The organism is Pseudomonas saxonica (genome assembly GCF_007858365.1).
Classification (GTDB): Bacteria; Pseudomonadota; Gammaproteobacteria; order Pseudomonadales; family Pseudomonadaceae; genus Aquipseudomonas; species Aquipseudomonas saxonica.
In genome coordinates this window covers 392,163-414,596 of sequence record NZ_VFIO01000001.1, presented here as the reverse complement: position 1 = coordinate 414,596, position 22,434 = coordinate 392,163, and the positions used below count along the sequence as shown (strand labels likewise).

The following is a 22,434-nucleotide window of genomic DNA, read 5'->3' as shown; positions in this document are numbered from 1 at the left end:
TTGGCCCCGACATCTGTGGCATACACAGCTGCTACGAAATGGGTTTGGGTTTTGTGGGCACAAAAAAATACGGCCTCTATTGGATAGAGGCCGTATTCGGTGCAGCTAAGACACTATCGTGGAATGACAGGTCTTACTTGCGGTCTTCCAGCTTGGTCAGGTCACGCTGTTCGTAGCCTGTGTACAGCTGGCGTGGACGGCCAATTTTGTACGGGCTGGAGAGCATTTCTTTCCAGTGCGAGATCCAGCCGACTGTACGGGACAGGGCGAAGATCACGGTAAACATGCTGGTTGGAATGCCGATCGCCTTGAGGATGATCCCCGAGTAGAAGTCGACGTTCGGGTACAGCGAGCGCTCGATGAAGTACGGGTCGGTCAGTGCGATCTCTTCCAGGCGCATGGCCAGTTCGAGTTGCGGGTCGTTTTTGATCCCCAGCTCTTTAAGCACTTCGTCGCAAGTCTTCTTCATGACGGTGGCGCGCGGGTCGCGGTTTTTGTAAACGCGATGACCGAAGCCCATCAGTTTGAACGGATCGTTCTTGTCCTTGGCCTTGGCGATGAATTTGTCGATGTTGGACACATCGCCAATTTCGTCGAGCATGGTCAGCACAGCTTCGTTGGCGCCGCCGTGAGCAGGGCCCCACAGTGCGGCAATACCGGCAGCAATACAGGCAAACGGGTTGGCACCCGAAGAGCCTGCCAGGCGTACGGTAGAGGTCGACGCATTCTGTTCATGGTCAGCGTGCAGGATAAAGATCTTATCCATTGCCTTGGCCAGTACCGGGCTGATCGGTTTGATCTCGCACGGCGTGTTGAACATCATGTGCAGGAAGTTTTCGGCGTAGCTCAGGTCGTTACGCGGGTACATCATGGGCTGACCCATGGAGTACTTGTAAACCATCGCTGCCAGCGTTGGCATCTTGGCAACCAGACGCACCGCAGAAATTTCGCGATGCTGCGGGTTATTGATGTCCAGGGAGTCGTGGTAGAAGGCCGACAAGGCGCCGACTACACCGCACATGACCGCCATCGGGTGGGCGTCACGACGGAAGCCGTTGAAGAAAGTCTTCAACTGCTCGTGAACCATGGTGTGGTTCTTCACGGTGCTGACAAACTGCGCTTTCTGTTCTGCGGTCGGCAATTCGCCGTTCAGCAGCAGGTAGGCAGTTTCAAGGTAGTCAGAGTGTTCAGCCAGCTGTTCGATCGGGTAGCCGCGGTGAAGCAGGATACCGTTGTCACCATCAATATAGGTGATCTTCGACTCGCAAGACGCGGTCGACATGAAGCCAGGGTCAAATGTGAATCGGCCCGTGGCCGTCAGGCCTCGCACATCGATTACATCGGGACCCACGGTGCCAGTTAAAATGGGCAGCTCGACGGGGGCTGCGCCCTCGATGATCAACTGCGCTTTTTTGTCAGCCATGTGGCCTCCTATTTATGCTTGAAATCATCAGACTGCCCCCCACGCAGGGCCCGCACCACTATAGATAGATAAATTCGAATGTCAATTTGCCTAAAGTCTTGCTGTACAAGGCTTTGGTATGTCTTTTTTTAAGATGATCAGCGGCGTTTACGCCTTTTATCGAGCTAGCGCAATGCGCTATTAGAGGGAGGTGATTGCGTTGTCATTAGTAACCTAACTGTCTATACTCGGCAGCCGACCGCCAGAGGCTTTTGGGCCTGTTTAGATGGGGGTCGTCACTCCCGGGTGGTGGGTACCTGACCAGTGCGCATCCCAACAAACTTGCCCTGATAGTTAGGGGCTCTTCAGTGTGAAAAAAGCCGTGAATAGCCAACGACCTGTAAACCTAGACCTAAGGACCATCAAACTCCCGATCACCGGCGTTACGTCATTTCTGCACCGTGTTTCGGGCATCATTCTTTTTCTCGGCCTGGGCTTCATGCTTTACGCATTGAGCAAATCCCTGGGTTCTGAAGAAGGTTTTGCCGAGGTGAAGGCATGCTTGACCAGTCCTCTGGCCAAGTTCGTAGCGTGGGGCCTGCTCTCTGCCTTGCTCTATCACATGGTTGCCGGTGTGCGCCATCTGATCATGGACATGGGCATTGGTGAGACGCTGGAAGGCGGCAAACTGGGCTCGAAAATCGTAATCGTCATCTCTGTAGTGATGATTGTTCTGGCGGGAGTTTGGATATGGTAACCAGCGTTACAAACCTGTCGCGTTCGGGCCTCTATGACTGGATGGCGCAACGTGTGTCTGCGGTTGTTCTCGCGGCTTATTTCATCTTCCTGATCGGGTACCTCGTTGCGAACCCTGGCATTGGCTACGCCCAATGGCATGAACTGTTCGCAAGCAACTGGATGCGTATCTTCAGCCTGCTCGCCCTTGTTGCACTCGGCGCTCACGCCTGGGTCGGCATGTGGACCATCGCGACCGACTACCTGACGCCAATGGCGCTGGGCAAGTCCGCGACAGCAGTACGTTTCCTCTTCCAGGCAGTCTGCGGCGTTGCAATGTTCGCTTACTTCGTCTGGGGTGTGCAGATTCTTTGGGGTATCTGAGTCATGGCTAACACAGTTAATACACTTTCGTTCGACGCCATCATCATTGGCGGCGGCGGTGCTGGTATGCGCGCAGCTTTGCAGTTGGCGCAAGGTGGTCACAAGACTGCTGTAATCACAAAAGTTTTCCCGACCCGTTCGCACACCGTATCGGCTCAGGGTGGTATCACCTGCGCGATCGCGTCTGCAGATCCAAACGATGACTGGCGCTGGCACATGTACGACACCGTCAAGGGCTCCGATTACATCGGCGACCAAGACGCTATCGAATATATGTGCTCCGTGGGCCCGGAGGCCGTGTTCGAGCTTGAGCACATGGGCTTGCCGTTCTCCCGTACCGAGCAGGGCCGTATTTATCAGCGTCCTTTCGGTGGTCAGTCCAAGGACTTCGGTAAAGGTGGTCAGGCTGCCCGTACATGCGCTGCAGCTGACCGTACCGGTCACGCACTGTTGCACACCCTGTACCAGGCCAACCTGAAAGCCGGCACTGTATTCCTCAACGAATACTACGGTGTCGATCTGGTCAAGAACGAAGACGGCGCCTTTGTCGGCATGATCGTCATCTGCATTGAGACAGGCGAGACTTCCTACGTTCGCGCTAACGCCACCGTACTGGCGACTGGCGGTGCAGGCCGTATCTACTCCTCCACGACCAACGCCCTGATCAACACCGGTGACGGTATTGGCATGGCTCTGCGTGCAGGCGTTCCGGTACAAGACATCGAAATGTGGCAGTTCCACCCAACCGGTATCGCCGGTGCCGGTGTACTGGTTACCGAAGGTTGCCGTGGTGAAGGTGGATACCTGATCAACAAGCACGGCGAGCGTTTCATGGAGCGTTATGCTCCGAACGCTAAAGACCTTGCAGGTCGTGACGTTGTCGCTCGCTCGATGGTTAAAGAAATCATCGCGGGCAACGGTTGCGGTCCTGATGGCGACCACGTAATGCTCAAGCTTGATCACCTCGGTGAAGAAGTTCTGCATAGCCGTCTGCCAGGCATCATGGAGCTGTCCAAAACCTTCGCTCACGTCGATCCTGCTCTGGCGCCGATCCCGGTCGTGCCAACTTGCCATTATATGATGGGCGGCGTTGCCACCAACATTCATGGTCAGGCGATCACTCAAGACGCCGAAGGCGTTGACCAAATCATCCCTGGCCTGTTTGCAGTGGGTGAAGTGGCTTGTGTATCCGTACACGGTGCCAACCGTCTGGGCGGCAACTCGTTGCTCGACCTGGTGGTATTCGGTCGTGCTGCTGGTCTGTTCCTTGAGCAAACACTTAAAGAAGGCGTTGATTACGCCCGTCCACGTCAATCTGACATCGATGCTGCCCTGGCGCGTCTGGATGGCCTGAACTCGCGCACTGATGGCGAAGACGTAGCGACCCTGCGTAAAGAGCTGCAAAGCTGCATGCAGAACTACTTCGGTGTATTCCGTACTGGCGAATACATGCAGAAGGGTATTGCTCAGCTGGCTGATCTGCGCAAGCGCATCGCCAATGTGAAAATCAACGATAAGAGCCAGGCGTTCAACACGGCCCGTATCGAAGCCCTTGAGCTGCAAAACCTGCTCGAAGTGGCTGAGGCGACTGCAATCGCTGCTGAAACCCGTAAAGAATCGCGCGGTGCTCACGCCCGTGAAGACTTCGAAGATCGTGACGACGTGAACTGGCTGTGCCACACCCTGTACTTCCCGGGTGAAAAACGCGTAGCCAAGCGTGCGGTGAACTTCTCGCCGAAAACCGTTCCGACCTTCCAGCCAATGATTCGGACTTACTAAGGGTGGCCGATATGTTGAAAGTCAGTGTTTATCGCTACAACCCGGATCAGGACGCCGCGCCGTTCATGCAGGAATTCCAGGTCAATACCAACGGTAAAGACTTGATGGTGCTGGACGTACTGGCCTTGATCAAAGAGCAGGACGAAGGTTTCTCCTATCGTCGCTCTTGCCGTGAGGGCGTTTGCGGCTCCGACGGCATGAACATCAACGGCAAAAACGGCCTGGCGTGTGTCACGCCGCTGTCCTCTGTCGTAAAAGGTAACAAGTTGGTTGTTCGTCCTCTGCCAGGTTTGCCGGTTATCCGTGACCTTGTCGTCGACATGAGCATCTTCTACAAGCAATACGAGAAGGTGAAGCCGTTCCTGCAGAACGATACGCCGGCCCCGGCCATCGAGCGTCTGCAATCTCCGGAAGAGCGTGAAAAGCTCGACGGTCTGTACGAGTGCATTCTGTGCGCTTGCTGCTCGACCTCGTGCCCGTCCTTCTGGTGGAACCCGGACAAGTTCCTGGGCCCTGCTGCACTGCTGCAAGCCTATCGTTTCCTGGCTGACAGCCGTGACACCAAGACCAATGAGCGTCTTGCTTCACTGGATGACCCGTTCAGCGTATTCCGCTGCCGCGGGATCATGAACTGCGTAAACGTGTGTCCGAAGGGCCTGAACCCGACTAAGGCCATCGGTCACGTGCGTAGCATGCTGCTGCATAGCGGCGTTTGATACACAAGCTGTACCGTAGATCGCTGTAACCGTAGATGCTACGGCGCAGGCTTCAACCGGCGCCGTAGTTATAACCTGAGCAACAGCTCATAAGCTGCGGCTCTTATTTTGAAGAAATGAGACCAGCAGGGGCATCCGGGCTGGTACCCGGACTATCAGCGTGATCCTAAGTGGCTTGTTTTAGTCGCTGTATTCGGACTTTCTCAAGTGTGCTCTGGTGTTTTCGCCGATGGTGTCCCCTAACCGAGGGTGACCAAGCATGCAAGAAAGCGTGATGCAGCGCATGTGGAACAGCGGCTATCTTTCAGGTGGTAACGCTGCCTATGTGGAAGAGCTCTATGAGCTCTACCTGCACGACCCTAACGCTGTGCCAGAAGAATGGCGCACCAAATTTCAGACGTTGCCTACTGAAGGGAACTCTGCCAACGATGTTTCGCACTCCACAATCCGCGATCATTTCGTGCTGCTGGCGAAGAACCAGCGCCGCGCCCAACCGGTTTCTGCCGGAAGCGTGAGCAGTGAGCACGAGAAGAAGCAGGTTGAAGTGCTGCGATTGATCCAGGCCTATCGGATGCGCGGCCACCAGGCAGCCCAGCTTGATCCGCTGGGGCTGTGGCAGCGTCCTGCACCTGCAGACCTGTCAATCAATCATTACGGCTTGACCAATGCCGATCTTGATACGACCTTCCGTGCCGGCGACCTGTACATCGGCAAAGAGGAAGCGAGCCTACGCGAAATTCTCGACGCGTTGCAGCAGACATATTGCCGCACCATCGGCGCCGAGTTCACGCACATCGTCGATTCCGAGCAGCGCCACTGGTTTGAACAGCGCCTCGAAAGCGTACGCGGCCGCCCAACGTATTCGGCTGAAGTCAAAAGCCATCTGCTTGAGCGTGTTACAGCCGCTGAAGGCCTTGAGAAGTATCTGGGTACCAAATACCCGGGCACCAAACGTTTCGGCCTGGAAGGCGGTGAGAGCCTGATTCCTTTGCTGGACGAGCTGATCCAGCGTTCGGGCAACTACGGCACCAAAGAAATCGTTATCGGCATGGCCCACCGTGGTCGTCTTAACGTATTGGTGAACACCTTCGGCAAAAACCCGCGCGAGTTGTTCGACGAGTTCGAAGGCAAGAAGAAGATCGAGTTGGGTTCCGGTGACGTCAAGTATCACCAGGGCTTCTCCTCCAACGTCATGACCTCAGGCGGCGAAGTTCACCTGGCAATGGCGTTTAACCCGTCCCACCTGGAAATCGTTTCTCCAGTGGTTGAAGGGTCTGTACGTGCACGTCAAGACCGTCGTAATGACAAGACTGGCGATAAAGTGCTGCCTATTTCCATCCACGGTGATGCTGCTTTCGCAGGTCAGGGCGTGGTCATGGAAACCTTCCAGATGTCGCAAACACGCGGCTTCAAGACGGGCGGTACTGTTCACCTGGTGATCAACAACCAGGTTGGCTTCACCATCAGCAACCCGGAAGACTCCCGTTCGACCGAGTACTGCACTGACGTCGCGAAAATGATTCAGGCGCCGATCCTCCATGTAAATGGTGATGATCCGGAAGCCGTATTGTTCGTGACCCAGCTGGCTATCGACTACCGCATGCAGTTCAAGCGTGACGTCGTGATCGACCTGTTCTGCTACCGCCGTCGCGGTCACAACGAGGCCGACGAGCCAAACGGCACGCAGCCGCTGATGTATCAGCAAATCGCCAAACAGCGCACCACCCGTGAGCTGTATGCAGAGCGTCTGACCCAAGAAAACGTGGTTGACGCAGATCGCGTTCAGGCCAAGATCGACGAATACCGCAACGCGTTGGACAACGGTCTGCATGTTGTGAAAAGTCTGGTCAAAGAGCCGAACAAAGAGCTGTTCGTTGACTGGCGTCCATACCTGGGTCACGCCTGGACTGCGCGTCACGACACGCGTTTCGATCTGAAAACCCTGCAAGAACTGTCTGCCAAGCTGCTGGAAATTCCAGAAGGCTTCGTGGTTCAGCGTCAGGTTGCGAAGATCTACGAAGATCGTCAAAAAATGCAAGCGGGCGGTCTGCCGATCAACTGGGGTTATGCCGAAACCATGGCATACGCGACCCTGGCGTTCGAAGGTCACCCGATCCGCATGACTGGTCAGGACATCGGCCGCGGTACGTTCTCGCACCGTCACGCTGTGTTGCACAACCAGAAAGACGCAGGCACCTACATTCCGCTTCAGCACCTGTACGAAGGTCAGCCACGCTTTGACCTGTACGACTCGCTGTTGTCCGAAGAAGCGGTGCTGGCCTTCGAATACGGTTACTCGACAACCACGCCTAACGCGCTGGTTATCTGGGAAGCCCAGTTCGGCGACTTCGCCAACGGTGCACAGGTTGTGATTGACCAGTTCATCACCAGCGGTGAGCACAAGTGGGGCCGTCTGTGCGGTCTGACCATGTTGCTGCCACACGGTTATGAAGGTCAGGGCCCTGAGCACTCCTCGGCACGTCTTGAGCGGTACCTGCAACTGTGCGCCGAGCACAACATTCAGGTGTGCGTACCAACCACTCCAGCGCAGATCTATCACCTGCTGCGTCGTCAGGTCATCCGTCCGCTGCGCAAGCCGCTGATCGTCCTGACACCGAAGTCGTTGTTGCGTCACAAGCTCGCCGTCTCGACCCTGGAAGATCTGGCCGAAGGTTCGTTCCAGACCGTTATTCCAGAAATCGATGCACAAGATCCGGCCAAGGTCGATCGCATCGTGCTGTGTAGCGGCAAGGTCTACTATGACCTGTTGGAAAAACGCCGTGCCGAAGGTCGTGAAGACATCGCCATCGTGCGTCTTGAGCAGTTGTATCCGTTCCCTGAGGACGACTTGATTGAAGTCCTGGCTCCGTACAAAAACCTCAAACACATTGTTTGGTGTCAGGAAGAGCCGATGAACCAGGGTGCTTGGTACTGCAGCCAGCATCACATGCGCCGCATCATTGGTGGTCACGATAAATCTCTCGTACTTGAGTACGCGGGCCGTGATGCTTCTGCTGCACCTGCTTGTGGTTATGCATCGATGCACGCTGAGCAACAGGCAAAACTGTTGCAAGACGCGTTTACTGTTTAACGCCTTCGCGCACTGAAACCGAATTTAAGGAACCACGAACATGGCTATCGAGATTAAAGCCCCTACTTTCCCGGAATCGGTTGCCGATGGCACCGTTGCCACCTGGCACAAACAACCGGGCGACGCTGTAAAGCGTGATGACCTGATCGTTGACATCGAAACCGACAAAGTTGTGCTGGAAGTGCTGGCAACAGCGGACGGCGTACTGGGCGCAATCGTCAAGAACGAAGGCGACACCGTTCTGTCTGACGAAGTGCTGGGTTCCATCGTTGAAGGCGGCGCTGCTGCTGCCGCTCCGGCCGCCGCTGCTGCACCGGCTGCTCAAGCTGCTGCCCCGGCTGCTGATGGCGAAGACGACCCGATTGCTGCTCCAGCTGCTCGCAAGATCGCTGAAGAAAACGGCATCAACATCGCTTCCGTTGCCGGCACTGGCAAAGGCGGTCGTGTGACCAAGGAAGACGTAGTAGCCGCTGTCGCTGCCAAGAAAGCCGCTCCGGCTGTTGCTCCGGCCAAGCCTGCTGCACCTGCCGCTGCTGCCCCGGTATTCGCTGCCGGCGACCGCGTCGAAAAACGCGTTCCGATGACCCGCGTTCGCGCCACTGTAGCCAAGCGTCTGGTTGAAGCTCAGTCGAACATGGCGATGCTGACCACGTTCAACGAAGTTGACATGACTGAGATCATGGCCCTGCGTTCGAAGTACAAGGACCTGTTCGAGAAGTCCCACAACGGCGTACGCCTGGGCTTCATGTCGTTCTTCGTGAAAGCGGCTACCGAAGCGCTGAAACGCTTCCCGGCTGTTAACGCCTCGATCGACGGTTCCGACATCGTTTACCACGGCTACGCGGACATCGGTGTTGCTGTGTCCAGCGACCGTGGTCTGGTGGTTCCGGTTCTGCGTAACGCCGAACTGATGAGCCTGGCTGAAATCGAAGGCGGCATCGCTGCTTACGGTAAAAAAGCCCGTGACGGCAAACTGTCCATCGACGAAATGACCGGTGGCACATTCACCATCACCAACGGTGGTACTTTCGGTTCGATGATGTCGACTCCGATCGTTAACCCGCCGCAAGCCGCTATCCTGGGCATGCACAACATCCTTCAGCGTCCAATGGCAATCAACGGTCAGGTTGTTATTCGTCCGATGATGTATTTGGCTCTGTCTTACGATCACCGCTTGATCGACGGCAAAGAAGCTGTAAGTTTCCTGGTAGCAATCAAAAACCTGCTGGAAGATCCGGCACGTCTGCTGCTGGATATCTAATAGAAGCAGCTGCAAGCTTCAGGTGACAAGCTGCGAGAAAAAGCAGTTTGGCTTGGGCTTGCAGCTCGCTGCTGACAGCTTGTAGCTAATAGAGGATCTATTTTCATGTCTCAGAAATTTGACGTTGTAGTGATTGGTGCGGGCCCTGGCGGCTACGTTGCAGCCATCAAGGCCGCGCAATTGGGCCTTTCGACTGCTTGCATCGAAAAATACACCGACAAGGAAGGCAAACTGGCGCTGGGCGGTACTTGCCTGAACGTTGGTTGCATTCCCTCCAAGGCGCTGCTGGACAGCTCCTGGAAATATCACGAAGCCAAGGATGCATTCGCCATCCACGGTATCACCACCGGTGAAGTGAACATGGACGTGCCAGCGATGGTAGGCCGTAAAGCCAACATCGTTAAAGGTCTGACTTCCGGCGTTGCGACCCTGTTCAAGGCTAACGGCGTTACTTCCCTGCAAGGCCACGGCAAACTGCTGGCCGGCAAGCGTGTTGAACTGACCAAGCCAGACGGCAGCGTTGAAATCATCGAAGCCGAGAACGTGATTCTGGCTTCCGGTTCGCGTCCAATCGACATTCCACCGGCTCCAGTTGATAACAACGTGATCGTTGATTCGACCGGCGCACTGGAATTCCAATCTGTACCTAAGCGTCTGGGCGTTATCGGCGCTGGCGTTATCGGTCTGGAACTGGGTTCGGTATGGTCCCGTCTGGGCGCTCAGGTCACTGTTCTGGAAGCTCTGGACACGTTCCTGATGGCTGCCGACGCTGCCGTTTCGAAAGAAGCCTACAAAACCCTGACCAAACAAGGTCTGGACATCAAGCTGGGCGCTCGCGTAACCGGTTCCAAGGTTAACGGCGAAGAAGTCGTTGTGACCTACACCGACGCCAACGGCGAACAGACCATCACCTTCGACAAGCTGATCGTAGCCGTGGGTCGCCGTCCAGTGACTACCGAACTGCTGGCAGCTGACAGCGGCGTGACCATCGACGAGCGCGGTTTCGTGTTTGTTGACGATCATTGTGCTACCAGCGTACCGGGCGTATTCGCCATCGGTGACGTGGTTCGCGGCATGATGCTTGCACACAAAGCTTCCGAAGAAGGCATCATGGTTGTTGAGCGCATCAAAGGTCACAAGACCGAGATGAACTACGACCTGATTCCATCGGTTATTTACACTCACCCTGAGATCGCATGGGTCGGGAAAACCGAACAGGCCTTGAAAGCTGAAGGCGTTGAAGTTAACGTCGGCACTTTCCCGTTCGCAGCCAGTGGCCGTGCCATGGCAGCAAACGACACCGGTGGCTTTGTTAAAGTCATTGCTGATGCCAAAACTGACCGCGTACTGGGCGTCCACGTGATTGGCCCGAGCGCAGCAGAGTTGGTACAGCAGGGCGCGATCGGTATGGAATTCGGCACCAGCGCTGAAGATCTGGGCATGATGGTTTTCTCCCATCCAACCCTGTCCGAAGCCTTGCACGAAGCAGCACTGGCAGTGAATGGCGGCGCCATCCACATTGCCAACCGTAAGAAACGTTAAGACCAGACAATAATAAACCACGGCGGTATGCCCGTCGTGAGCCTTGCTTGCAAGCCTCACCGCGGAACTTCCGCCGGACGCAGTCTTGTCTGATTTGCGCCAGGCCGTCTCTGCTCACGCAGTGCCGGCTTGTCGAAAACAGAATAAGCAGCAGTCACAGGTGGTGCGGCACTAATTAAAGTGCAGCGCCGAATGCGCAGTACCTAACGAAGACGGTAAAAAGCATGAATCTTCACGAGTATCAGGGTAAGCAGCTGTTCGCTGAATACGGCCTGCCAGTATCCAAGGGTTATGCAGTAGATACCCCGGAAGCGGCCGCAGAAGCGTGCGACAAGATCGGCGGAACCGAATGGGTTGTAAAAGCTCAGGTTCACGCAGGTGGTCGTGGTAAAGCGGGCGGCGTAAAGCTGGTTCGCAGCAAAGAAGACGCTAAAGCATTCGCACAACAATGGTTGGGCAAGCGTCTGGTGACTTACCAGACTGACGCCAATGGTCAGCCGGTCACCAAGATCCTGGTTGAATCGTGCACTGATATCGCTAAAGAGCTGTACCTGGGCGCTGTTGTTGACCGTTCGAGCCGCCGCATCGTGTTCATGGCTTCCACCGAAGGTGGCGTGGACATCGAGAAAATCGCTCACGACACTCCAGAAAAAATTCTGAAAGCAACGATCGATCCGCTGGTTGGCGCTCAGCCATTCCAGGGTCGCGAGTTGGCATTCCAGCTGGGTCTGGAAGGCAAGCAAGTTACTCAGTTCGCCAAAATCTTCGTAGGTCTGGCGAAACTGTTCAAGGATCACGATCTGGCACTGCTGGAAGTGAACCCGCTGGTTATCAAGACTGACGGCGATCTGCACTGCCTCGATGCCAAAATCAACATCGACGCAAACGCCATGTACCGTCAGCCTAAGCTGAAAACTTTCCACGATCCGTCGCAAGACGATCCGCGCGAAGCGCACGCTGCCAAGTTCGAACTGAACTACGTGGCGCTGGAAGGCAACATCGGTTGCATGGTCAACGGTGCTGGCCTGGCCATGGGCACCATGGACATCGTCAACCTGCATGGCGGCAAGCCAGCTAACTTCCTTGATGTTGGCGGCGGTGCTACCAAAGAACGCGTAACCGAAGCGTTCAAAATCATCCTGTCTGACAGCAATGTCGCTGCAGTGCTGGTTAACATCTTCGGCGGCATCGTTCGTTGCGACATGATTGCCGAAGGCATCATTGGCGCCGTGAAAGAAGTCGGCGTAAAAATCCCGGTGGTTGTACGCCTTGAAGGCAACAACGCTGAACTGGGCGCTAAAGTACTGGCAGAAAGCGGCTTGAACATCATCGCTGCTACCAGCTTGACCGACGCTGCTCAACAAGTAGTTAAAGCTGCGGAGGGCAAGTAATGAGCGTCCTGATCAATAAAGACACCAAAGTTATCTGCCAAGGCATCACTGGCTCGCAGGGCAGCTTCCACACCCAGCAAGCCATTGAATACGGCACCAAGATGGTCGGTGGCGTTACTCCGGGCAAAGGCGGTACCACTCACCTGGACCTGCCTGTTTTCAACACCGTGAAAGAAGCCGTAGAAGCCACTGGCGCAACTGCCAGCGTTATCTACGTACCGGCTCCTTTCTGCAAGGACTCGATCCTTGAAGCAGCGTTCGGCGGCATCAAGCTGATCGTGTGCATCACTGAAGGCATTCCTACCCTGGACATGCTGGACTGCAAAGTTAAGTGCGACGAACTGGGTGTTACCCTGATCGGCCCTAACTGCCCGGGTGTTATCACTCCAGGCGAATGCAAGATCGGCATCATGCCAGGTCACATTCACTTGCCAGGCAAAGTAGGCATCGTGTCGCGTTCCGGCACCCTGACTTACGAAGCTGTGAAGCAAACCACTGACGCCGGTTTCGGCCAGTCGACGTGCGTAGGCATCGGCGGTGACCCGATTCCAGGCTCCAACTTCATCGATATCCTGAAGTTGTTCCAGGAAGACCCGAAGACCGAAGCGATCGTCATGATCGGTGAGATCGGCGGTTCGGCTGAAGAAGAAGCGGCTGCCTACATCAAGGCAAACGTGACCAAGCCGGTTGTTTCCTACATCGCTGGTGTGACTGCCCCTCCAGGCAAGCGCATGGGCCACGCGGGCGCAATCATCTCTGGCGGCAAGGGTACTGCAGACGAGAAGTTTGCTGCCCTGGAAGACGCAGGTGTAAAAACCGTGCGTTCGCTGGCAGACATCGGCAAGGCTCTGTCCGAGCTGACTGGCTGGGCAATGAAGTAAGCCTCGCGCTTAACTGACTGCTTCACCAGGCAAAGGCCACCTTCGGGTGGCCTTTGTGCGTTTGGACGATAACCCCTGAGTCTCTACAGGTTTTGATCAAGCCTTCGAGGCGCTGACGAGAATCGAATCATCCTCCAATCACGTAATTACATGTAGGAAATACAGATATTGTAATTACGAAATCACACCCCATCTATTTTCGATGTCAACAAGGCGACAACTGCGTGCGTTCATCGGACAGATCGCCCTGTAACAGTGCGTTTCATGTGAAAAATCGGTAGGCTAACAGCCAAATCTGCGTAGGCATCCCACAAGGAAGCCGCGCGCTAGACGGGTCGGTCTTACTAAGGCTGGCAGCATTTCCCACATCCGCACGGGAAATTCCCCTCTAAATTCCGATTCAGTAGTGTGGTATTTCCGTAATGAAAGTATTGAAAGGCCAGGATATCCTGGCACTTGGGTTTATGACTTTTGCCCTGTTTGTCGGGGCTGGCAACATCATTTTCCCGCCTATTGTTGGCCTGCAAGCGGGGCCGCATGTCTGGATTGCTGCATTGGGCTTTCTGGTCACAGCAGTAGGTTTGCCGGTCATCACCGTGGTAGCGCTGGCTAAAGTCGGCGGTGGCATGGACGCTCTGAGCAGCCCGATTGGCAAAATCGCTGGAGGCTTGTTGGCGGCTGTCGCGTATCTGGCCGTTGGCCCGCTGTTCGCTACACCGCGTACGGCCACTGTATCGTTTGAAGTCGGCCTGGCACCGTTGACCGGCGAAAGTCCACTGGCGCTGTTTCTGTACAGCTCCGTTTACTTTTTGATCGTGTTCTTCGTTTCACTTTATCCGGGCCGTCTGCTGGACACCGTCGGGCGTTTTTTGGCGCCGCTGAAAATTATCGCTCTGGCGATTTTGGGCATTGCGGCTTTCGCGCTACCTGCCGGGGATACGGGCGTTGCGACTGCGGAATACGTTAGCGCACCGTTTTCCCAAGGCTTTATCAATGGTTACCTGACCATGGATACCTTGGGCGCCCTGGTATTCGGCATTGTGATTGTGAACGCCATCCGCTCGCGCGGTGTAGAGTCGCCGAAGTTGATTACCCGCTACGCCATCATTGCCGGGCTCATCGCGGGTGTTGGTTTGGCGCTGGTTTACATCAGCCTGTTCCGCCTGGGTGCGGGCAGCCACGAAGTGGCAATGGGCGCAACCAACGGCGCTGCGGTACTGCATGCTTACGTTCAGCACACCTTTGGTTCGCTGGGCAGCGGCTTCCTTGCGGTGCTGATCGCGTTGGCGTGTCTGGTCACCGCGGTAGGCCTGACCTGCGCGTGTGCTGAATATTTCAGTACTGTGCTTCCGCTGTCCTATAAAACACTGGTAATTATTCTTGCCGTGTTCTCGTTGGGTGTATCGAACTTGGGGCTGACTCAGTTGATCGCATTCTCGATCCCGCTGCTGACTGCCATCTATCCGCCATGCATCGTGTTAGTGGCGCTGAGCTTCTGCAAAGGGTTCTGGCATGCGCAATCGCGGATTGTCGGCCCTGTGATGTTGGTGTCTTTCTTCTTCGGCACTATCGATGCGCTTAAAGGTGCCGGCTTTGGCGATTGGATTCCAGGCACACTGGCCAACATGCCATTTAGCGAACAAGGTTTGGCTTGGTTAGTACCTTGTGTAGTCACACTGATTGGCGCAGTTATTTGCGATCGTTTGCTGGGTAAACCTGTTCAAGCGCTTGCCTGAATAACTATCCGGCTCGCCAAAAGCACCGCTGGATAATAAAAATGCCCTGCATCAATTAGATGCAGGGCATTTTTTATGGCCGGTATTTAGTCGTTTAATCCACTCATGTTAAAAGCCAGATACAACAAAGCCCGCACTTGGCGGGCTTTGTCGTTGTCGCAGAAAGCGTGATTACTTGCTTTCTGGAGTAGCCACAGGTGCAGCTGGAGCAACCGGGGCAGCCTGACCGGCTTCTTCAGCGGCGGCTTTGTTGGACTCAGCCTGAGCTTTGGCCGCTTCGGCATTTTCTTTCGCCGCGTCGTTCACTTTGTCCTGAGCTTCAGACATTTTTTCCTGAGCTTGCTCAGCGTGCTGAGTAGCATCTTGCGCTTTGTCTTCGGATTTTTTATCGCAGGCAGCCAGGCCAAGCGAAGCAGCAAGCATCAAGGCAACAGCAAAAGTATTACGCATGGGGTGTTTCTCCTTATGAGTAGATCTACGGGGCGTTTGAGCATTGGCCGATCGCTTAAGTTCCATGGCCGTGCACATATATAAGTAAAGCCCCGCGGGCGGCGATTATTGTTAAAAAGCCCGCAGGTTTCAAGTAGCCCTTGAAATCTTAATCCAAGACCCCAACTTTAAACTCATCCCGCCGCCAACCCTCTAGGGCGTGGCTCATGCCATCTAATCGGAGTTTGATAACAATGAGCGTGGAAACTCAAAAGGAAACCCTGGGCTTCCAGACCGAGGTCAAGCAACTCTTGCACCTCATGATCCATTCGCTGTACTCCAACAAGGAAATTTTCCTTCGCGAATTGATCTCGAACGCCTCTGATGCTGTCGATAAATTACGTTTTGAAGCGCTGTCCAAGCCAGAACTACTGGAAGGCGGCGCCGACCAGTTAAAAATCCGTGTGAGCTTCGACAAGGACGCTAATACCGTCACGCTCGAAGACAACGGTATCGGTATGAACCGCGACGATGTGATCACCCATCTGGGGACCATCGCCAAATCCGGTACAGCCGACTTCATGAAGAACCTGACGGGCGATCAGAAAAAAGACTCTCACCTGATCGGTCAGTTCGGTGTGGGCTTCTACTCGGCCTTTATTGTCGCTGACAAGGTTGACGTCTACAGCCGTCGCGCGGGCACCCCGGCAAGCGAAGGTGTGCACTGGTCCTCCAAGGGCGAAGGCGAGTTTGAAGTTGCCAACATCGAAAAAGCCGAGCGCGGCACCAAAATTGTTCTGCACCTGAAGTCTGGCGAGTCCGAGTTCGCTGACGGCTGGCGTCTGCGTAACATCATCAAGAAGTATTCTGACCATATCGCCTTGCCGATCGAACTGCCAAAAGAGCAGAACGTTGCCGAAGGTGAAGAGGCGCCTGCGCTGGAATGGGAAACCGTTAACCGCGCCAGTGCCTTGTGGACGCGTCCTCGTACCGAAGTCACAGACGAGGAGTATCAGGAGTTCTACAAGCACATCGCTCACGACTTCGAGAACCCGCTGGCCTGGAGCCACAACAAGGTTGAAGGCAAGCTGGAATACAGCTCGCTGCTTTATGTACCGGCGCGTGCTCCTTTCGACTTGTACCAGCGTGAAGCGCCTAAAGGGCTGAAGCTGTACGTACAGCGTGTATTTGTCATGGACCAGGCAGAATCGTTCCTGCCGCTGTATCTGCGCTTCATCAAAGGCGTGATCGACTCCAATGACCTGTCGTTGAACGTGTCGCGGGAAATCCTGCAAAAAGACCCGATCATCGACTCCATGAAGTCGGCGTTGACCAAGCGTGTGCTCGACATGCTGGAAAAACTGGCGAAGAACGAGCCTGAGAAATATCAGGGCTTCTGGAAAAATTTCGGTCAGGTCATGAAGGAAGGCCCTGCTGAAGATTTCGCCAACAAGGAAAAAATCGCCGGTCTGCTGCGTTTTGCCTCGACTCACGAAGAGGGTGGTGAACAGGTTGTGTCGTTGGCTCAATACCTTGAGCGCGCCAAAGAAGGTCAGGACAAGATTTACTACCTGACCGGTGACTCCTATGCGCAGGTTAAAAACAGCCCGCACCTCGAAGTCTTCCGTAAGAAAGGCATCGAAGTTCTGTTGTTGACCGACCGTATCGACGAGTGGCTGATGAGCTACCTCAGCGAGTTCGACGGCAAAAACTTTGTTGACGTGGCACGCGGTGATCTCGATCTGGGCAATCTGGACTCCGAAGAGGACAAAAAGGCTGCAGAAGAAGCTGCCAAGGCTAAAGAAGGTCTGGTTGAGCGTATCAAAGCAGCCTTGGGCGAAAGCGTCAGCGAAGTGCGCGTATCGCACCGTCTGACTGATTCGCCAGCCATTCTGGCTATTGGTGAACAGGACATGGGCATGCAGATGCGCCAGATTCTTGAAGCCAGCGGTCAGAAAGTTCCGGAGTCCAAGCCGATCTTCGAATTCAATCCGGCTCACCCCCTGATTGAAAAACTCGATGCAGAGCAGAGTGAAGAGCGTTTTGGCGACCTGTCGCACATTCTGTTCGATCAGGCAGCACTGGCTTCTGGCGACACTTTGAAAGACCCGGCAGCCTATGTACGTCGGCTAAACAAATTGTTAGTAGAGTTGTCGGTCTAACCGCGCTATAAAAACCCGCTTCGGCGGGTTTTTTTTGGTTTTGAATTCAGGAGCTTTAAATGGAACCGATCACGGTCATGTCAGTGGCGTACCAAATCGACGGCCAGCCATTCGAAGGGCGTCTTGCCTTTGACCCCAGCCGGGAAGATCCGCTGCCGGGTTTGCTGATGGCGCCTAACTGGATGGGCATCAGCGCTGGGGCAGAAGAGATTGCCAAGTCCGTGGCCGAGCAGGGCTATGTGGTATTGATTGCCGATTTGTATGGCAAAAGCATTCGTCCTAGTAATGCAGACGAGGCGGGTGCGGCCATGATGCCCTTGAAAAATGACCGTGCCTTGTTGCGCAAGCGGATGTGGGCGGCTTATGACCTGTTGAAGAACCAGGAACAGGCCAAGGTGGACAGCAGCAAACTGGCAACATTCGGTTTCTGTTTTGGCGGTTGCTGTTCGCTGGAATTGGCGCGCGGTGGCGCGCCACTGCAAGCGGCGGTGTCATTCCACGGAACGCTGGACACTCCCAATCCTGTCGACGCCCAAAGCATTAAGGGGTCGGTGTTGGTGCTGCATGGTGCCTCGGATCCATTAGTGCCCCGTGATCAACTGCCAGCTTTCGAAGAAGAGATGAACGCGGCAGGTGTCGATTGGCAGTTGACCAGCTATGGCGGCGCAGTTCATTCCTTTACTGATCCGCATGCCAACGTGCCGGGCAAGATGATGTATGACGCCAAGACAGCCAGCCGGGCGTTTACCGCCATGCACAACCTGTTGGATGAAGTGTTCCGAGATTGAAATGAATCAAGAACACCTTCTTGTGCAGGGAGTCGGTGCTGAAGAGGTGTGACTACACCCGCATTGTTGAGATCTGAAACATCTTTTCGAAAACAACTTGATCAAACCCCCTCTCCCTCGGGAGAGGGTTGGGGTGAGGTGAGGGGTTACACCGCACGCTCCAGCGTTTCACTTACCGTTAAATCCCGCATCAACACCCCAAACTTCAACCCAGCTCACGCCCCGCTGCAACTCATCAACCGCCTTGGGATGGCCCACAGCGTGCAGTGCACGTCAGTGCTCCTGATGCGGGTGCACCTCTTTCTCCTCTACAGCGGTCTGTGGATCAGTCCATGGCACGGAAATCTTGCCGAATTGTTTATCACTAAATTCCCCCTTCAAACCTGTGAGCAGTTTGTCTCATTGTCCCATTCCGTAGGCCGAGTGTTATTGCGCTCAATCTATATATATTAGTTAGCTAAGTATCTTGTTATAGTTTCTTTATTCCGATGCATATCTGTCGGCTGTAGCGCTGTATTTGACCAACAGAACATGTTCGAGAAGGGTCGGAATGAGAAAAATAAGCAGTACCGTAGTCGCGACAGGATTCGTTTTGAGTGGGTTGGCCACGAGTGCCTGGTCAGATGAGCCGATGTTTTCTTCATCGTCACGCTGGATGACGGGCGACTGGGGCGGCCTTCGAACTGAGCTGCTCGACAAGGGTTATGACTTCCAGTTCAGCTATCAGTCGGAAAGCGCTGCCAACTTGCGTGGAGGTTATGATCACGACCATACCGCGCGTTACACCGATCAGTTCAATCTGGGCGGCGCCATCGATCTTGAAAAAGTATTGGGCTGGAATGATGCCAACTTACAACTGCTGATCACCGAGCGCAGTGGACGAGATATTACCAATGACCGGCTTACCGACCCTCGCACCGGGACCATTGGCTCTTCGGTTCAGGAAAACTATGGGCGGGGCCAGACCTGGCGGATTACCACTTTCGCCTATCAGCAAAAGTACTTTGATAATGTTCTCGACATCAAAGTAGGTCGGTTGCCGATTGGCAGCGACTTTGACTCCACGGGTTGTGTGTTCCAGAACAACTCGATGTGTGGCGGGCTGGTCGGGCACGCCTCGACGGTGTGGTACAACTCGCCGGTGGGTCAATGGGGTGGGCGGATTAAAGTCAACTTTACCCCGCAGATCTATGGGCAAGTCGGGGCTTACGAATACAACCCGACCTTGCTGGACAGTAACAACGGTTTCAAGCTGAACACTTCGGGCCGTGAAGGCACTACCTATGTGGCAGAGGTGGGCTGGACACCGTCCTTGGGCGCGGCCGGCATGGCGGGCAAATATATGGTCGGTGGCTACTGGAACAACGCGACAGCCAACGATGTGTTGAAGGACGGCAACGGTAACTTCAAGCAAGTGTCCGGACAATCAGCGGACCAGTTGGATGGGCGTTATGGCATGTATGCCTATGCCCGACAACAGATCACTACGGTCAATGGTGATGCCAAGAGGGGACTGAGCCTCTTTGCCCATTACTCCCAATATGACAAACGCAGCAGCACGCTTGATTGGCAAGCGCAGGTCGGCGCGATTTATGCAGGTCCTTTTGACGCCCGTCCCCAAGATTCGCTTGCGATAGGGTTCAGTGCGCTGCACGTCAACCCGGCTTTATCGAGAAACCAGAGTTTGCACAACTCAGTCAACGCTTTAGACAACTACAGTGACCCTGCCTTCCAGCCTGTTCAACACGCCGAATATGCCGCCGAAATTCACTACGACTTTAAGTTGACGCCGTGGCTGATGGTGCGTCCCAACATTCAATATTTGGGTAGCCCGGGCGGGGTTTATGAGGTGGATGACGCCATCGTTGTTGGTTTGACCGTCAACACCGTGTTCTGAGTTGGCAACGAATGACTGCATAAAGCGCTATACCCTAACGATAACCTGTGACTACAGGACAAACCATGAATAGCTTGAATGAAGTAACGCGCCCAGACGACTTGAAATCGACCCGACGGACATTGCTTAAGGGGATGCTGACGGCCTATACCGCGTCCTTGATTCCATTTGCACTGGCGGCACCGGTCGACAGCAAAGAGCAGGGCGCGTTTTTGGCGCTCTCGGCGATTATCGCGGGTCGTCAAAGCCTGGACACGGTTCTGGCAACCAACCTGTATCAGGCACTGATCGAGGATGACCCCACATTCGCCAAGGGCGTTGAGGGTTTGCTGGCCTTGGTCAATGAACGTCATCTGGACCCGGCACAGATGCAGAAAATTCTGGATGACGAAAAGTCGCCTTTGGCTGGCGTGCCACGCCAGATAGCGACGGCCTGGTTCATGGGCGTGGTAGGCAGCGGTGTCAAGGCTCGCTGCCTGGCCTACGAATATGCGCTCAACGCAGTAATCGTCGCCGATGTCCTGAAGCCCCCCACCTATGCTTACGGTCCCTACGGAAGCTGGGCACGTAATCCAACCGCCGGGGTGAAAAATGTCTGATCAATTGTCTGCGGACATCGTCATCATCGGTTCCGGGATTTGCGGTGCAATGGCTGCGACCAAACTGCTCAAACAAGGTGCTTCGGTCCTGATTCTGGAAGCCGGCGGGCCGATTGAGCGAGGCCGGATTGTCGCAGCATTTCGCAACTCTACGCGCAAGAGTGACTGGATGTCGCCCTACACCTGCTACGACTGGGCACCGTTTCCGGTCTATAAACCGGTTGATAACGGTTACCTCATCCAAGGCGGGCCTTATCCATACCCTGCAGAATATATTCGTGGCGTCGGTGGCACGACATGGCACTGGGCGGCCCAAGCCTGGCGTGTCGTGCCGGGTGACATGCAGATCAAGACCCTATACGACGTGGGCGTTGACTGGCCCATTACCTACGAAGAACTAGACCCGTTCTACCAGGAGGCGGAAGAGATCTGGGGCGTATCGGGAGCCGATAACACCGGCTCGCCTCGCAGCAAACCGTTCCCGATGGAACCCGTCACCGAGCCTTATGCCATGCGGCGCATCCGTGAGCGTTTGGCGCCAACCTACGCGGTGGTGGGCAACACCACCGGGCGCAACAGCCGCCCGTACGATGGGCGTCCAGCCTGCTGTGGCAATAACAGTTGTCAGCCGATTTGCCCCATTGATGCGCAATACCACGGTGGCATTGCCATTCAGACAGCAATTGACGCGGGTGCCAAGCTGCAGATAAACGCTGTGGTCTATCGCATCGAGCATGATGACAAAGGCCATATCGTTGCCGTGCATTACTATGATCCGGACAAGCAATCTCATCGGGTCACCGGCAAGACGTTCATCCTTGCCGCCAATGGCATTGAAAGTCCGAAATTGTTGCTGATGTCGGCCAGCGCTAAATATCCCAACGGCTTGGCTAACAGCTCCGGCATGGTAGGTCGTAACCTGATGGACCATCCGAGCACATCCATCACCTTCGATGCCGATGAAGAGTTATGGCTGGGTCGCGGGCCGCAAAGCCCGAGCTCAATCAATACCATGCGCGACGGTGAGTTCCGAAAGGAGCACGCTCCGTATCGGCTGGACTTCACCAATATCTCCAGGGTCAACAGCGCCACAGACGCACTGATTGCCAACGGCGTCTACGGTGCAGAGTTCGAAAAGCAGCTGCGTCACCGTGCGGGTTTTGAAATGAGCCTCAAGGACGTGCTGGAAGTACTGCCAAACCCTGAGAACCGTATCAGTCTGAGCGATCAGAAAGACAAACTTGGCTTGCCCAAGCCCAAGGTCAACTACGCCATTCACGAATACACCCGCAAAGGCGCCATGGAGTCGCACAAAGACTTCACCCGCATTGCACAGCTGATGGGCGGTACTAACCTGCGCTACAGCGCCGAAGGCAGCTTTGCCAACAACCAGCACATCACTGGCACCATGAGCATGGGGATCGACCCAAAAACCTCGGTTTGCGATAGCTACGGCCGAACCCACGATCACGACAACCTGTTCATTTGCAGCACCGGGATCATGCCGACCTCAGCCACCATGAACTCGACCCTGACCGCCGCGGCACTGACCCTGCGCACGGCGCAACACATCCTGCCGGACCGGGTCATTGCTCGAGTTTGGTCGTCCGCGTCTGCCACTGAACAAGGGCGGGCGTGAAC

At 55.1% G+C, this 22,434-nt stretch carries 17 protein-coding genes; 15 read left to right on the top strand and 2 right to left on the bottom strand.

What is annotated here, in order from left to right:
- Nucleotides 1–133: 133 nt before the first annotated feature.
- Nucleotides 134–1,423, bottom strand: coding sequence for a citrate synthase (gene gltA / locus FJD38_RS02010; protein WP_122784526.1), 1,290 nt, complete (start codon nucleotides 1,421–1,423; stop codon nucleotides 134–136).
- A gap of 349 nt (nucleotides 1,424–1,772) precedes the next feature.
- On the opposite strand from gltA, the gene sdhC reads away from it, so the two are divergent.
- From sdhC to brnQ, 10 genes are all read left to right on the top strand, one after another.
- Entirely contained in the window at nucleotides 1,773–2,159 is a 387-nt protein-coding gene (sdhC, locus tag FJD38_RS02005) for a succinate dehydrogenase, cytochrome b556 subunit (protein WP_199750930.1), read from the top strand.
- Nucleotides 2,153–2,521, top strand: coding sequence for a succinate dehydrogenase, hydrophobic membrane anchor protein (gene sdhD, locus FJD38_RS02000; RefSeq protein WP_003446906.1), 369 nt, complete (start codon nucleotides 2,153–2,155; stop codon nucleotides 2,519–2,521). Before sdhC ends, sdhD begins: the two co-directional genes overlap by 7 nt.
- A gap of 3 nt (nucleotides 2,522–2,524) precedes the next feature.
- Nucleotides 2,525–4,300: a succinate dehydrogenase flavoprotein subunit gene (gene sdhA, locus FJD38_RS01995; protein WP_122784527.1), complete on the top strand. Its 1,776-nt coding sequence runs from the start codon at nucleotides 2,525–2,527 to the stop codon at nucleotides 4,298–4,300.
- 11 nt (nucleotides 4,301–4,311) lie between these two features.
- On the top strand, nucleotides 4,312–5,016 hold the full coding sequence (locus FJD38_RS01990; RefSeq protein ID WP_122784574.1) for a succinate dehydrogenase iron-sulfur subunit: 705 nt from the start codon (nucleotides 4,312–4,314) through the stop codon (nucleotides 5,014–5,016).
- A 259-nt stretch (nucleotides 5,017–5,275) separates the two neighbouring features.
- Nucleotides 5,276–8,107 carry a 2-oxoglutarate dehydrogenase E1 component gene (locus FJD38_RS01985; RefSeq protein ID WP_122784528.1) on the top strand — a complete coding sequence of 944 codons (2,832 nt, stop codon included), beginning with the start codon at nucleotides 5,276–5,278 and terminating at the stop codon, nucleotides 8,105–8,107.
- 40 nt (nucleotides 8,108–8,147) lie between these two features.
- Nucleotides 8,148–9,368, top strand: coding sequence for a 2-oxoglutarate dehydrogenase complex dihydrolipoyllysine-residue succinyltransferase (gene odhB / locus FJD38_RS01980; RefSeq protein WP_146383779.1), 1,221 nt, complete (start codon nucleotides 8,148–8,150; stop codon nucleotides 9,366–9,368).
- Nucleotides 9,369–9,473: 105 nt separating this feature from the next.
- Nucleotides 9,474–10,910: a dihydrolipoyl dehydrogenase gene (gene lpdA, locus FJD38_RS01975; protein ID WP_122784530.1), complete on the top strand. Its 1,437-nt coding sequence runs from the start codon at nucleotides 9,474–9,476 to the stop codon at nucleotides 10,908–10,910.
- Between the two features lie 224 nt (nucleotides 10,911–11,134).
- Nucleotides 11,135–12,301 (top strand): ADP-forming succinate--CoA ligase subunit beta, encoded by a 1,167-nt coding sequence (sucC, locus tag FJD38_RS01970; protein ID WP_122784531.1) that lies wholly within the window; start codon nucleotides 11,135–11,137, stop codon nucleotides 12,299–12,301.
- Entirely contained in the window at nucleotides 12,301–13,182 is an 882-nt protein-coding gene (gene sucD / locus FJD38_RS01965; protein WP_095002114.1) for a succinate--CoA ligase subunit alpha, read from the top strand. Before sucC ends, sucD begins: the two co-directional genes overlap by 1 nt.
- A gap of 422 nt (nucleotides 13,183–13,604) precedes the next feature.
- Nucleotides 13,605–14,918 carry a branched-chain amino acid transport system II carrier protein gene (brnQ, locus tag FJD38_RS01960; protein WP_122784532.1) on the top strand — a complete coding sequence of 438 codons (1,314 nt, stop codon included), beginning with the start codon at nucleotides 13,605–13,607 and terminating at the stop codon, nucleotides 14,916–14,918.
- Nucleotides 14,919–15,089: 171 nt separating this feature from the next.
- Here the strand turns inward: brnQ and FJD38_RS01955 are convergent, their stop codons facing one another.
- Nucleotides 15,090–15,368: a hypothetical protein gene (locus FJD38_RS01955; RefSeq protein ID WP_122784533.1), complete on the bottom strand. Its 279-nt coding sequence runs from the start codon at nucleotides 15,366–15,368 to the stop codon at nucleotides 15,090–15,092.
- Between the two features lie 233 nt (nucleotides 15,369–15,601).
- On the opposite strand from FJD38_RS01955, the gene htpG reads away from it, so the two are divergent.
- The 5 genes from htpG (at nucleotide 15,602) to FJD38_RS01930 (ending at nucleotide 22,432) form a co-directional block, all read left to right on the top strand.
- Nucleotides 15,602–17,509, top strand: coding sequence for a molecular chaperone HtpG (gene htpG, locus FJD38_RS01950; RefSeq protein ID WP_122784534.1), 1,908 nt, complete (start codon nucleotides 15,602–15,604; stop codon nucleotides 17,507–17,509).
- Between the two features lie 59 nt (nucleotides 17,510–17,568).
- Nucleotides 17,569–18,297 (top strand): dienelactone hydrolase family protein, encoded by a 729-nt coding sequence (locus FJD38_RS01945; protein WP_122784535.1) that lies wholly within the window; start codon nucleotides 17,569–17,571, stop codon nucleotides 18,295–18,297.
- 631 nt (nucleotides 18,298–18,928) lie between these two features.
- Nucleotides 18,929–20,194, top strand: a complete 1,266-nt coding sequence (locus FJD38_RS01940) for a carbohydrate porin (protein WP_244302694.1) — start codon at nucleotides 18,929–18,931, stop codon at nucleotides 20,192–20,194.
- Nucleotides 20,195–20,259: 65 nt separating this feature from the next.
- Entirely contained in the window at nucleotides 20,260–20,793 is a 534-nt protein-coding gene (locus FJD38_RS01935) for a sugar dehydrogenase complex small subunit (protein WP_146383777.1), read from the top strand.
- Nucleotides 20,786–22,432, top strand: coding sequence for a GMC family oxidoreductase (locus FJD38_RS01930; RefSeq protein WP_146383776.1), 1,647 nt, complete (start codon nucleotides 20,786–20,788; stop codon nucleotides 22,430–22,432). Before FJD38_RS01935 ends, FJD38_RS01930 begins: the two co-directional genes overlap by 8 nt.
- Nucleotides 22,433–22,434: the final 2 nt, after the last annotated feature.

Excerpts from the sequence above, each read along its gene's own strand:
- gltA (WP_122784526.1), bottom strand. The coding sequence starts at position 1,423 with ATGGCTGACAAAAAAGCGCAGTTGATCATCGAGGGCGCAGCCCCCGTC.
- sdhD (WP_003446906.1), top strand. The coding sequence starts at position 2,153 with ATGGTAACCAGCGTTACAAACCTGTCGCGTTCGGGCCTCTATGACTGG.
- sdhA (WP_122784527.1), top strand. The coding sequence starts at position 2,525 with ATGGCTAACACAGTTAATACACTTTCGTTCGACGCCATCATCATTGGC.
- FJD38_RS01990 (WP_122784574.1), top strand. The coding sequence starts at position 4,312 with ATGTTGAAAGTCAGTGTTTATCGCTACAACCCGGATCAGGACGCCGCG.
- FJD38_RS01985 (WP_122784528.1), top strand. The coding sequence starts at position 5,276 with ATGCAAGAAAGCGTGATGCAGCGCATGTGGAACAGCGGCTATCTTTCA.
- odhB (WP_146383779.1), top strand. The coding sequence starts at position 8,148 with ATGGCTATCGAGATTAAAGCCCCTACTTTCCCGGAATCGGTTGCCGAT.
- lpdA (WP_122784530.1), top strand. The coding sequence starts at position 9,474 with ATGTCTCAGAAATTTGACGTTGTAGTGATTGGTGCGGGCCCTGGCGGC.
- sucC (WP_122784531.1), top strand. The coding sequence starts at position 11,135 with ATGAATCTTCACGAGTATCAGGGTAAGCAGCTGTTCGCTGAATACGGC.
- sucD (WP_095002114.1), top strand. The coding sequence starts at position 12,301 with ATGAGCGTCCTGATCAATAAAGACACCAAAGTTATCTGCCAAGGCATC.
- brnQ (WP_122784532.1), top strand. The coding sequence starts at position 13,605 with ATGAAAGTATTGAAAGGCCAGGATATCCTGGCACTTGGGTTTATGACT.
- FJD38_RS01955 (WP_122784533.1), bottom strand. The coding sequence starts at position 15,368 with ATGCGTAATACTTTTGCTGTTGCCTTGATGCTTGCTGCTTCGCTTGGC.
- htpG (WP_122784534.1), top strand. The coding sequence starts at position 15,602 with ATGAGCGTGGAAACTCAAAAGGAAACCCTGGGCTTCCAGACCGAGGTC.
- FJD38_RS01945 (WP_122784535.1), top strand. The coding sequence starts at position 17,569 with ATGGAACCGATCACGGTCATGTCAGTGGCGTACCAAATCGACGGCCAG.
- FJD38_RS01940 (WP_244302694.1), top strand. The coding sequence starts at position 18,929 with ATGTTTTCTTCATCGTCACGCTGGATGACGGGCGACTGGGGCGGCCTT.
- FJD38_RS01935 (WP_146383777.1), top strand. The coding sequence starts at position 20,260 with ATGAATAGCTTGAATGAAGTAACGCGCCCAGACGACTTGAAATCGACC.
- FJD38_RS01930 (WP_146383776.1), top strand. The coding sequence starts at position 20,786 with ATGTCTGATCAATTGTCTGCGGACATCGTCATCATCGGTTCCGGGATT.